We start from the raw sequence: 12,422 nt of genomic DNA on the forward strand, positions 1-12,422 counted from the left end.
GTAGTTGCCAACGTATATTTCAATAATTGGTTTAATAAGATGTTTGTAAAATTAATGACGAAGCTGTTCGGTAGTCGCAATGACCGCCTACTGAAACAATTAAATAAAGAAGTAAAAAAAATTAACGACCTAGAGCCAAGCATGCAAGCGCTAAGCGATGACGAGCTCAAGGCCAAAACAGCTGAGTTCAAAGAACGCATAGCCAACGGTGCGAGCCTTGACGATGTGTTAGTTGACGCATTTGCCGTAGTGCGCGAAGCCAGTGTACGGGTATTTGGCATGCGTCACTTTGACGTGCAAATGATCGGTGGCATGGTATTGCACCAAGGCAAGATTTCAGAGATGCGTACCGGTGAAGGTAAAACCCTAACCGCCACCTTGCCGTCATACTTAAATGCGTTATCAGGCAATGGCGTACACGTTATTACCGTGAATGATTACCTTGCTAAGCGCGATGCCGATTGGTCACGCCCGTTGTTTGAATTTTTAGGTCTAAGCGTTGGTTGTAATATTCCGGGTCTGTCACAAGACGACAAAAAAGCAGCGTATGAGGCGGATATCACCTACGGTACCAACAATGAATTTGGCTTTGATTATCTACGCGATAACATGGCGTTTTCACCAGAACAACGAGTACAGCGCACCTTAAACTTCGCCGTTATCGATGAGGTTGACTCGATCTTAATCGATGAAGCGCGTACTCCGTTGATTATCTCAGGTGCTGCCGAAAACAGTTCAGAAATGTACCGCGTGGTCGATCAAATTGTACCACTGCTTGAGCTACAAGATCGCGAAGACGAAGAGGGCGTTGAAAGCACCGGTGATTTCACCGTCGATGAAAAATCAAAACAAGTTTACCTAACTGAGCGCGGCCAAGTGAGAGTTGAGGAAATCTTAATTGAGCGCGGTATGCTAAACGAAGGTGATTCGCTTTACGGCGCAACCAATATCGCCTTACTGCACCACGTTATGGCAGCGCTTCGCGCGCACAAATTGTTTGTTAAAGACGTTGATTACATCGTTAAAGACGGTGAAGTGGTTATCGTTGATGAGCACACCGGTCGTACCATGGAAGGCCGCCGTTGGTCTGAAGGTTTGCACCAAGCGGTGGAAGCCAAAGAAGGTGTAGACATTCAAAACGAAAACCAAACGTTAGCGTCAATTACCTTCCAAAACTACTTCCGTTTGTACAACAAACTATCGGGGATGACTGGTACGGCGGATACCGAAGCGTTTGAGTTTAACCACATTTACGGTTTGGAAACGGTTATCATTCCAACCAACCGTCCAATGATCCGCAACGACATGTCGGATTTAGTTTACCTGACCCAACAAGAAAAGTTTGAAGCAATCCTCGCCGACATCAAAGACTGTGTTGAGCGGGGCCAACCAGTGCTTGTTGGTACTATCAGTATCGAAACATCTGAGTTTTTATCGCAATTACTGCGCAAAGAAAAAATCAAACACAAAGTACTGAATGCGAAATTCCACGCTGAAGAAGCTGAAATTGTGGCCAATGCCGGTAAGATTGGCGCAGTGACCATTGCTACCAATATGGCAGGCCGTGGTACCGATATCGTGTTGGGCGGCAATTTAGCGACCGAACTGGCTAAATTAGACAACCCATCGCAACAACAAATCGACAGTGTAACGTCACAATGGCAAGCCGAGCATGAAAAAGTACTTGAGCTAGGCGGCTTACACATTATTGCTACTGAACGCCATGAGTCGCGTCGTATTGACAATCAGCTACGCGGTCGAAGTGGTCGTCAAGGTGACCCTGGTTCAACCCGCTTTTACCTGTCAATGGAAGATGCGTTAATGCGAATTTTCGCCTCAGAGCGCATAGCAAACATGATGCGCAAGTTGGGGATGGAACACGGTGAAGCCATTGAGCATCCATGGGTAACCAAGTCAATAGAAAACGCGCAACGCAAAGTTGAAGGTCGCAACTTCGATATTCGCAAGCAGTTGCTTGAATACGATGATGTTGCCAACGACCAACGCAAGGTTATTTACGATCAACGCAACGAGCTACTCGATGACGGCGATATTGCTGAAACCATTGAAGCCATTCGCTTAGATGTGATCAATGGCATTATTGATGGTCATATTCCACCGCAATCACTTGAAGAGATGTGGGATATTCAAGGCCTTGAAGAGCAGCTTAAAGGCGACTTAGCGCTTGATTTACCAATTGCCAAGTGGTTAGAAGAAGATGACAAGCTACACGAAGAGTCATTGCGCGATAAGATCATTAACGCTGCTAATGACGCTTACAAAGCGAAAGAAGAGCAAATTGGTGCCGATGTATTGCGCCACTTTGAAAAGGCGGTCATGCTGCAAACACTTGATAACCTTTGGAAAGAGCACTTAGCTGCGATGGATCACTTGCGTCAAGGTATCCACTTGCGTGGCTATGCACAAAAGAATCCAAAGCAAGAGTACAAGAAAGAGTCTTTCGCGCTGTTTTCTAGTATGTTAGATAACTTGAAGTACGATGTGGTTAGCTTGTTGTCAAAAGTTCGCATTCAACAAGAAAACGAAGTTGAACAAATGGAACAGCAGCAACAGCAAAAAGCAGAACAAGCGCCAATGCAGTTTAACCATGACAGCGCGAGCGCAACGGCGGCTGAAACAAACTCAGTGCCACGCGTTGGTCGCAATGAACCGTGTCCGTGCGGTTCGGGTAAAAAATATAAGCAATGTCACGGTAAGCTTTCGTAACGCGCGGCATGCATAACCACAGAAGGGCGGTGCTACGATGCGTAGTTACCGTCCTTTTTTACATTTAAAGCCATTATTAACGATAAATATTAACAGTAAACCTTTGTTGAAGTGATTATGACAAAACGTATTCATGTTGCCGTTGGGGTGATCTACCGTCAAGGCCAGTTCTTTTTAACCAAGCGTTTAGCCAACGCGCATCAAGGTGGTAAGTGGGAATTTCCAGGGGGCAAAGTCGAAGTCGATGAAACCGTCCACCAAGCACTGCATCGCGAGCTGTTAGAGGAAATTGCCATTGATACCTTAGCGATGCAGCCGTTATTAATCATTAGTCATGACTACCCAGATAAACAGGTGTTACTTGAGGTGTTTTTAGTCGACCAATTTAATGGTGAGCCAAGTGCGCAAGAAGGGCAGCAACAAGGTTGGTTTAGCTTACCGCAATTAACGGATATGGACTTTCCCGCCGCCAATCAGGAAATTCTAACTAAGCTGTTGTCAATGGGCCTATAAACCCTCTAGTGGTCATTTAAAGCGGATAATGCCTACATCGCTAAGAGCGGCCTAACTTTAGTTTAAATCGACTGTCAGACCGTTTTAACCAGTACGGTACAAATTACTACAGTATTGCCGTCTACTTACCACCGACTTTAGAGTTGGTGTTTATCTACAACAGTTGTGGTGAAGTTAGAGGTGTTGTGAGGAAAAAGGTTGAATCTAGGCTCTAGCGGAACGATGTCTAGAGCCTAAGGATGCCAGTGGAATTTTATAGGCTTACCAGTATTTAATGCCGGCGTGAATTAAGTAGCCGTCTTCGTGATCACCTCGTGGATCGGGATCGCGATGGGTCCAGTGCACTACGCCCCCCTTGTCATTCCATTCGTATTCGCCGTAAAACTTAACTTTATCGCCTTGGCGCAAGGTATTGATTCGATTTGCTAAATCAATATTGTGAGCAATTAACAGTGTTTGTTTATTATCAAGGCGAATAATAAAGCGCTGATGACGAGAGCCTTGTTCATCGTCGGCTAAAATTTTAATCACCATTCCTTCACCTGAGACTTGAATATCAGAGATGTTGTGTTGCTGCGCATAAGCAATTTTTTCTAACTCACCAAGCTTGTCGATATCAACAAACTCTTTGTAATTACTGGTGTTAAACGCGCGTTCAAGCCGCTCAATGTCATTGGTTGGCTTTTTATCTTCGGCGATCTGCGCCGATTTTTGCCGTTCCTGAAATTCAAAATACGTCATCCCAGCAACAAATATAGCAAACACTAACAGTATATATTTCATAATAACCACATCGTCTATTTAAACAGAAAGGGGACTTTTTCAGTATGCCAAATAGCCACATTTAAAAGCAAGTAACTTATTGATTTACAGAGGTTAGCTAACACCAATGGTAGTTAGCTATTGTTGGCTATTACACCAACACCTAGCGGACAAGTGAATCTTGGTTTATTTGGCGTCGGTGAAGAAGCTGTTGTTTTGTAAAAATTGGTCTTCAAGAGCATCGAGCATATCTTCACTTAATGCGTCGGTTGCTTGAATCGGTTGCGAAATTTTGTGGTTTTCTTCAGCCCAGTCACCTAAGTCAATTAGCTTACAGCGCTCTGAACAAAACGGGCGAAACTTGGCTTGTTCATTCCACACAACAGTTTTTTTGCAAGTGGGGCAGTCTACTTTTGTCACCATGAATATCCTCAAACTACGATGATAATAAATTATAGGGTAAGCGAGAGTAATGGTAGCGCAGATAGCCCTTGGATGAAATGGTTTTTGTTATCAAAAGCCTTAGCACTTGGCTAGTTTAAAGGTGACATTATCGGTAATGTACTGTTGACCCTTTTGTTCGCAAAGCTCCATAAAGCGAATCGAATAGCGATAGCGATTACCACTGACCAACGGAAAGTAATCGGCGCCGTCTTGCACTTCGATGCGCAATAGCAATAAACCTTCGCCGGCGTCTTGATAAAAGCTGTTATCGACGTTAACGATTTCAAAGTTGGCTTTTTGGCGAATAAATTTAAGTACGAGTGCCAGTGACTGTTCAACCAGATTTAACGACGATAACCAGCGTTCAATATCGTTTTGTAAGAAAATTGGTGGTTGCTTTAACCAGTGCACTAACGCCGGTAAGTCAAAACCACAATAAGCGCCGGTAACGCTAAAGCGTTTGCGCATCGCATCTAAAAATTTGTCGTCTTTTAATGCAGACCAAGGGGTCTGTTTGCTGCGTAACTCGCTAGACAGCTGTTGGGTCTGCTGTAGGCTGTGACTGAGTACTTTGCTATCAACAGATGGTGATTTTGACCACAAATTGAGGTTGTGTTCGAGCTTTTCTAAATCTTTGATCATATCACCGCGCACATCGGTGCGATCAAGGGTGTCTAATATGGTAAATAGAGCACTGAAAAACGCACTGTGACTGGTCTCAAAATCTTGGCCTAAACACGCTCTGGCTTGAGCAAATAACTGCTCTAGCTTTAAATAGTTGCGAATGCGCTCGTTTAATGGGTGTTCGTAAAGAATGCCTGCCATCGATTTATTAGCTAATGTTGTGGTTATCGTTATTGGTTAATTTTTCTATAGTAACGACACCGCAATACAAAGGCAACACAGTTGCAAGGATTAAAGCAAAATGGCTGTAATTCACATTTCATCACGATGATAGTATGGGGGGGATCAGAGGTGAAATTGGTGTTTTATTTGTACTGGATGCTAATTTCTATACCAACTTCTGTTAGCCTGCCAAAGCCAATAGTTGCTTGTGTACCTGAGCCACCTGTTGTTTTAATTCTGCTAGGCTACAGTTGTTGTTATCAATAACAAAATCAGCGGCGGCTACCCGCTGTTCTCGGCTTATTTGCGCATCAATAATTCGCTCTACTTGTGCTTTATCGTTGTTATCTCGGGCGATGGTGCGGCTAATTTGGGTTTCAACGGTTACATCAACCACCAAGACTTTATCAACGTGCTGGTCAAGGCCGTTTTCAAGCAATAACGGCACGACAAGCAGGCAGTAAGGGCTGGTGGCTTGTTTACATTGTGTTAACATGGTTTGCCGAATAACAGGGTGTAGTAACGCATTTAACCAGTCTTTGTCCTTAGCTACTTTAAATACCCGCTCGCGCAACTTGGCGCGATTTAGCTCGCCATTGGCAAGTATGTAGTCTGCGCCAAAGTACTCGGCAATTTTAGCTAACGCTGGAGTACCTGGGGCGACAACGTCACGGGCAACAACGTCGGCATCAACAATATCAATGCCGAACTCGGCAAACATATTGGCAACGGTAGTCTTACCGCTACCAATACCACCTGTTAGACCTATAATTAGCTGACTCATTATCTACCTCAAACACTTAATTGATGGGCAAACTTTAGCGCTTTGCCTCTTACAGTCTTACGCATTACAGCTTACCGCCTTACAGCTTACCGCCTTATAGCTTACAGCTTTATAGCTTAACCCAAAAGCCCCATATACCGCGCCCAAATTTGTTGTCCCCATAGGGCGCAAATCCAACCAGCTATAGCTAAATACGGACCAAACGGAATGGGCTTTGACCCTTCATGGCGTTTAAATAAAATTAAACTCACGCCAATAACAGCACCGACTAATGAGGCCATTAAAATAAGTAAAGGCAACAGTTGCCAGCCAAACCAAGCGCCAAATACGGCAAACAGCTTAAAGTCGCCATAACCCATACCCTCTTTACCTGTGGCTAGCTTAAATAGCCAATAAATTGACCACAAACTCATATAACCGGCAATGGCACCAATGACTGCTTGGTCTAAGCTAACAAAGACGTTATTTAAGCCAAGAATTAAGCCAAGCCAGACCAGTGGTAAGGTAATTTGATCCGGCAAAATCATATGATCAAAATCAATCATGGTCAGCGCGATTAAACACCAGGTAAGAACAATCATAAACAGCGCTTGCCAAGTCACACCAAAGTGCATCGCAACAACTAGTGAGGCAAGGCCGCTGAGCAGTTCAATTATCGGATAACGCATGGATATTGGGTTACTGCACTTGGCGCATTTACCGCGTAGTAACAACCACGAGATTACGGGAATGTTTTGCCATGGCTTAATTTTAGCACCGCACTTGGGGCAACTTGATGCTGGCTTTGACAACGTCATCGCCGCACTTTGCTCCGCCGATTGTTTCGCAGATTTTTTTGCTTCTTCAGTTAATTCATCGGCTAACAACTCACGACATTCACAGGCCCATTCAGCTTGCATCATTTTCGGCAAGCGATAAATGACCACATTTAAAAAACTACCAACGAGGAGGCCTAACACTGCGCAGGAACTATAAAAAGCAACAGGGTATTGGTTAAATAGCGAGATCAAATCAGAAAGCACGGTGAATTACCTTTTTATTGTTATTAATACTTAAAAAAGCCGAAGTCTTAACTTCGGCTTTTGTTATTTGCAGTGTGAAAAATGTACAAACTGCTTAAATTACGGCACCGATTTGGAATATCGGCAGGTACATGGCAATAATCAAACCACCAATCACTACGCCTAAAACCGCCATGATCATTGGCTCAAGTAGCGCAGTTAAGCCATCAACGGCATCATCTACTTCTTGCTCGTAAATGGTGGCTACCTTAGCTAGCATATCATCGAGGGCGCCCGATTCTTCACCTATCGTCACCATTTGAATTACCATATCGGGAAATATATTCACGTTGCGCATTGCAAGGTTCATTTGCATACCGGCAGATACTTCAGATCGAATCTCTTTTATCGCCTCGCGATATATCGCATTGCCTGAGGCTCCAGCAGCCGAGTCAAGGGCGTCAATTAAAGGGACACCAGCGGCAAATGTGGTTGATAGGGTACGGGCAAAGCGGGCTACCGCGGCCTTATCTAAAATCATACCGATAACTGGTATCTTTAATACGTAGGCATCCACTTTATCGCGAAATTGTTGACTGTTTAAATGTGCACGTTTGAATAACCAGCCGACGATAGAAACAGCAGCGAGGGCGATATACCAATAGGCGACCATAAAATCAGATATACCAACCACAAACAAAGTGAAAGCAGGTAGTTCAGCATTAAAGCTAGCAAAAATATCAACAAAGGTTGGTACCACAAATATTAACAAAATTGAGGTAACAATTGCTGCAACAATCAGTACCGCAATTGGATAAAATAGCGCTTTTTTAATTTTTGATTTTAACGCTTCGGCCTTTTCTTTGTATAAGGCAATACGACCAAAAATGGCTTCTAAGGCACCTGATTGTTCACCCGATTGCACTAAATCACAATATAAGTCATCAAAATATTTTGGATGGTCGCGCAAACACTCTGATAGTGGTAAGCCAGATTGAACTTTATTACCGATGTCACCTAACAGTTGGCGGATGTTACCGTTGTCGTTGCCTTTACCGATCATTTCGATGGTTTGTACTAATGGTACACCAGCGGTTAGCATGGTAGCGATTTGTCTCGATATTACTGCGATATCGGCAGGCGTAATGGCTTTATCGCCACTGCTAAGCAGTGATTTTTTCTTCTTTTTGTGTTTTAACGGGGTAATGCCTTGTTTGCGCAGCTGGGCTTTGAGTTCAATTGCGTTGGTGGCAGCAAGCTCGCCTTTTATTTTTTTACCTTTGCGGTTAACCCCTTCCCACTGAAAGGTATCTAGTGCTTTAGGTTTAACCGTTTTTTCTTGTGGGGTTGCAACAGTCATGAAATTTATACCTTATTGTTATTTGCGTTGTGTTTTAAATCTTCGCACAGATTTACTTTGCGCTTACCGCTTATAGCTTAGGACTTATCGCTTACAGCCTTACCACTTTATAGTCTTAAAGCCTTGTTTTAAGCCGTCACTCGACTGACTTCAGCCAAACTGGTCACCCCGGCTTTGGCTTTTAATAAAGCCGACTGGCGCAGGTTATTATAACCTTCTTTTTGCGCTTGCTCGGCAATATCTAACGAGCTGGCACCATCCATAATCAGCTTGGCGTTTTCTTCACTAATTTTCATTACTTCGTAAATCCCCACACGGCCTTTATAACCCTTGGTGCATTCGTCACAGCCTTTGGGTCTATAGATGGTGATATCGTTTACTTCATCAGGATTAAAACCGAGTTCAATTAACGCTTGCGGCGAGGTATCGTCTACCTCCTTACAGTGGTTACACAATCGGCGCGCAAGGCGTTGGGCAATAATCAAGCTGACTGAGCTTGCCACGTTATAAGATGGCACGCCCATATTTAACAAACGAGTCAAGGTCTCGGCGGCTGAATTGGTATGTAGGGTAGACAATACCAAGTGACCGGTTTGCGCCGCTTTAATGGCGATTTCTGCAGTTTCTAAATCACGTATTTCACCGACCATAACAATATCGGGATCTTGTCGTAAAAACGACTTTAACGCCTCGGCAAAGGTTAAGCCGGCTTTGTTGTTAATTTGTACCTGATTAACCCCTTCAAGATTAATTTCTACCGGGTCTTCGGCGGTAGAAATATTGCGTTCTTCTGTATTTAAAATATTTAAACCGGTATAAAGCGATACCGTTTTACCAGAACCTGTTGGCCCAGTGACCAAAATCATCCCTTGCGGTTTTGATAGCGCATCTAAATACAAAGCTTTTTGGTCTTCTTCGTAACCTAAAATATCAATGCCAAGCTCGGCGCTTGAAGAGTCTAAAATACGCATTACCACTTTCTCGCCCCACATGGTAGGCAGGGTGGAGACACGAAAATCAATCGATTTATTTTTGGTTAGTGCCAGTTTAATGCGACCATCTTGCGGTACACGGCGCTCGGCAATATCTAGCTTTGACATAACCTTTAAACGGGCGGTCATTCGACTAGCAAGATTTACCGGTGGAGTGGCGACTTCTGTTAAAATACCGTCAACGCGAAAGCGAATGCGAAACTTTTTCTCAAACGGTTCAAAGTGTAAGTCAGAGGCACCTTTTTTTATCGCATCGAGCAAAATTTTATTAATATACACCACGATAGGGGCGTCGTTTTCGCCACCTTGCGGATCGTCGTCTTGCTTTTCTGTATCTTCAACCGCTATGCTGCCAAGCTCATCGGCATCTAAGTCGCTAATATCAAGTGCTGATTGTTCGTCTTCTAGTATCGATTCAATGGTAGCGTTTAAGGTTGTGTCATCAGCGAGCACCATTTCGGTGCTATAGCCGGTATTAAATTGCAACTCTTCAAGAGCATCAACATTGGTTGGGTCGGATACCGCCACATATAAAATACCACCGCGTAAATACAGCGGTAAAGCGCGGTGTTTTTGAATCAGCTTATCGTTGCGAAGGCCATCGGGTAATAGGGTTAAATCGAGCTTTTTAAGGTTGACTACCGGTATACCAAAGCTTTTTGACAGTACGCCAATTAATTCAAGCGCAGATAGCTTTTCTTTATTAATTAAATAATCAACCACAGAGCGCCCTGTTTTTTGGCACTCACCATATATATCGGTCGCTTTGGCTCTCGATATCAACTCGTGTTTTACTACGGCTGAAAGAATACTTGATTGACGCTGAATCCCTTTCATAACGATTACATTCTTATATTATTCATAACTACAGTGTACCTAATTTCAGCCATAAAAAAAGCCCCAAAAAGGGGCTTTTTAAAAACAGTTTTAATTAACCATTATTAACGTCACAAGCACCAGCAGCAACACACGAACCAGTGAAGGTCCAAGCTACTTTACCGTTAGCAACAGCGCCGGTAGCTATGTAAGTATAACCACCAGCAGCAGCTGTACCAGTACCTGTGATCACTGGAGCAGTAGCTGTACCTGTTAAAACAACTGATGATAAGTTCGATGTTGCGGTTGTGTTATCCGCAGGAACGCCATTCGTACCTGGTGTGTGACAAGCCGTACCACCTGTTTGAACACATAGATCAACAGCTGTTTTTACAGAGCCAACGGCAGTTGTTACTTCAGAAAAACGAGCTTTGCGCGTGTAATCTTGATATGCAGGTAATGCTACCGCTGCCAAAATACCGATGATCGCAACAACGATCATTAATTCGATTAGGGTAAAACCTTTATTGTTTTGAATAGTTTTCATAATGAAGTTCCATTAAATATATATTTATTGTTATGGGGGCTATTGGCTAATATGGATCAGAAATTCATAAAAGTAAAATATAAATTGATGAAAAAGTTGAAAAAGTTTGTTTTTTATTGTTTTCTTACAGCGCTTTTACCCCTTTAGCCCAGAAAATATACAGTTTTGCTACATGACGCAGACTTTAAATGTTTTTTCAAATTTTTTCTAATTTGTTATTGGGGGGGCCAATAGATTTTCATTTAAGTAGGGTATCAGTATCATTTACACCTAAATTCAAACTCACTCTTAATACTACAGTCCTACGCTACAGACACATACTACAGATATGCGCTAAAGGCGTATGCTGCAAGCGTACTATACAGGCATAGTTTATAGGTATAGTAGCAACGCCAATGGGCTTGCATTATTCGTGCACTATTTGTGAACGACCATAGAGGGCTGTTACCTCTGGTTCTATTGCTATGCATGTAGCACTCATTGCCGTCTGAGCTTTTAGGTGCTTGGCTGTTTAGGTACTTGGCTGTTTAGGTACTTGGCAATGAGTGTGTTTATACAAAACTATTTTGCGAGTTGGGTATACCGGTTGATCAAAAGTTTAATTAAAACGTTTAATTAACATGTTGAGTTAAAACGCTGGGTTATAAACCCTTAGCTAAACAAAGCGCATCGACAAATCAATGGCTTGCACGTGTTTGGTAAGCGCGCCTACCGAAATAAAATCGACTTTGGCGGCAGTATAGGCTTTTAATGTTTCTAGAGTCATATTGCCAGAGACTTCGAGCTTGGCTTTGCCTTGGGTAAGTTGTACCGCTTGCTCGATCATCTCTATGGTAAAGTTATCTAGCATAATAATGTCGGCACCAGCGTTTAGCGCTTGTGTTAATTCGTCTAAGCTTTCTACTTCAACCTCTACGGTTTTACCCGGGTGATTGGCTTTAGCCGTAGCAACCGCATTTTTAATCCCGCCGCAGGCATTAACGTGATTTTCTTTGATTAAGTAGGCGTCAAATAAGCCAATGCGATGGTTATAGCCACCGCCACAGGTTACCGCATACTTTTGTGCACTGCGCAATCCCGGTAAGGTTTTGCGAGTATCCAACAACTTGGTGTGACCACCTTCTAGCTCTTTAACATAGCGGCTGGTTAAGGTGGCAGTGCCCGATAAGCTTTGTAAGAAGTTTAACGCCGTGCGCTCACCTGTTAATAAGATGCGCGCATTACCTTGTAATTCGCACAGGGTGGTGTTGGCTTTTACCGTTTGTCCATCTTGTACAAACCAAGTAATTTGGGTGTTGTCGTTTCGACCTTGGTCGAGTTGTTGAAATACTTCGTTAACCCAGGCAACACCTGATATCACACAATCTTCACGGCAAATAATCGTTGCCACTGCTTGGTTTTCAGCGGGGATGAGTTCGGCGGTAATATCATCGCTTGCTTTGGCTAATTGACCTGGTGCTGCGCCGAGATCTTCGGCGAGTGCCCAAGCAACAGTGGCTTGAATGTCTTGTTGTAACTGTGGACTGATTGACAGGGTTTGCTCTGACATAGAGGGATCTCGGTAATTGTTGTGTTTTCTAAATTAATAAAGTGTTTGTAGCGACTATCTGTGCTTTTGCTAACTCTTATC

General features: G+C 43.4%; 11 protein-coding genes. 2 read left to right on the forward strand and 9 right to left on the reverse strand.

Annotation, left to right across the window (positions count from 1 at the left end; translation table 11 throughout):
• Nucleotides 1-39: 39 nt before the first annotated feature.
• Nucleotides 40-2,727: a preprotein translocase subunit SecA gene (secA, locus tag ACAY30_RS02265; protein WP_290252420.1), complete on the forward strand. Its 2,688-nt coding sequence runs from the start codon at nucleotides 40-42 to the stop codon at nucleotides 2,725-2,727.
• A gap of 117 nt (nucleotides 2,728-2,844) precedes the next feature.
• Nucleotides 2,845-3,240 (forward strand): 8-oxo-dGTP diphosphatase MutT, encoded by a 396-nt coding sequence (gene mutT / locus ACAY30_RS02270; RefSeq protein ID WP_290252421.1) that lies wholly within the window; start codon nucleotides 2,845-2,847, stop codon nucleotides 3,238-3,240.
• 261 nt (nucleotides 3,241-3,501) lie between these two features.
• Here mutT and ACAY30_RS02275 read toward each other — a convergent pair whose 3' ends face one another.
• The 9 genes from ACAY30_RS02275 to nadC form a co-directional block, all read right to left on the reverse strand.
• Nucleotides 3,502-4,023: a DUF3465 domain-containing protein gene (locus ACAY30_RS02275; protein WP_290252422.1), complete on the reverse strand. Its 522-nt coding sequence runs from the start codon at nucleotides 4,021-4,023 to the stop codon at nucleotides 3,502-3,504.
• Between the two features lie 165 nt (nucleotides 4,024-4,188).
• Nucleotides 4,189-4,425: a DNA gyrase inhibitor YacG gene (gene yacG, locus ACAY30_RS02280; RefSeq protein ID WP_290252423.1), complete on the reverse strand. Its 237-nt coding sequence runs from the start codon at nucleotides 4,423-4,425 to the stop codon at nucleotides 4,189-4,191.
• 99 nt (nucleotides 4,426-4,524) lie between these two features.
• Nucleotides 4,525-5,271, reverse strand: a complete 747-nt coding sequence (gene zapD, locus ACAY30_RS02285) for a cell division protein ZapD (RefSeq protein ID WP_290252424.1) — start codon at nucleotides 5,269-5,271, stop codon at nucleotides 4,525-4,527.
• 202 nt (nucleotides 5,272-5,473) lie between these two features.
• Nucleotides 5,474-6,076, reverse strand: coding sequence for a dephospho-CoA kinase (coaE, locus tag ACAY30_RS02290; protein ID WP_290252425.1), 603 nt, complete (start codon nucleotides 6,074-6,076; stop codon nucleotides 5,474-5,476).
• A gap of 116 nt (nucleotides 6,077-6,192) precedes the next feature.
• The gene (locus ACAY30_RS02295; protein ID WP_290252426.1) at nucleotides 6,193-7,098 is read right to left on the reverse strand and encodes an A24 family peptidase; all 906 of its coding nucleotides are present in this window, start codon (nucleotides 7,096-7,098) and stop codon (nucleotides 6,193-6,195) included.
• A gap of 94 nt (nucleotides 7,099-7,192) precedes the next feature.
• Nucleotides 7,193-8,437: a type II secretion system F family protein gene (locus ACAY30_RS02300; protein WP_290252427.1), complete on the reverse strand. Its 1,245-nt coding sequence runs from the start codon at nucleotides 8,435-8,437 to the stop codon at nucleotides 7,193-7,195.
• A gap of 128 nt (nucleotides 8,438-8,565) precedes the next feature.
• Entirely contained in the window at nucleotides 8,566-10,266 is a 1,701-nt protein-coding gene (gene pilB / locus ACAY30_RS02305; protein ID WP_290252428.1) for a type IV-A pilus assembly ATPase PilB, read from the reverse strand.
• Nucleotides 10,267-10,360: 94 nt separating this feature from the next.
• Complete coding sequence (locus ACAY30_RS02310; protein WP_290252429.1) at nucleotides 10,361-10,792, reverse strand: prepilin-type N-terminal cleavage/methylation domain-containing protein; 432 nt, start codon at nucleotides 10,790-10,792, stop codon at nucleotides 10,361-10,363.
• Nucleotides 10,793-11,447: 655 nt separating this feature from the next.
• Nucleotides 11,448-12,341: a carboxylating nicotinate-nucleotide diphosphorylase gene (nadC, locus tag ACAY30_RS02315; protein WP_290252430.1), complete on the reverse strand. Its 894-nt coding sequence runs from the start codon at nucleotides 12,339-12,341 to the stop codon at nucleotides 11,448-11,450.
• Nucleotides 12,342-12,422 lie beyond the last annotated feature (81 nt).

The organism is Thalassotalea ponticola, assembly GCF_041379045.1.
Lineage (GTDB): Bacteria > Pseudomonadota > Gammaproteobacteria > Enterobacterales > Alteromonadaceae > Thalassotalea_A > Thalassotalea_A ponticola.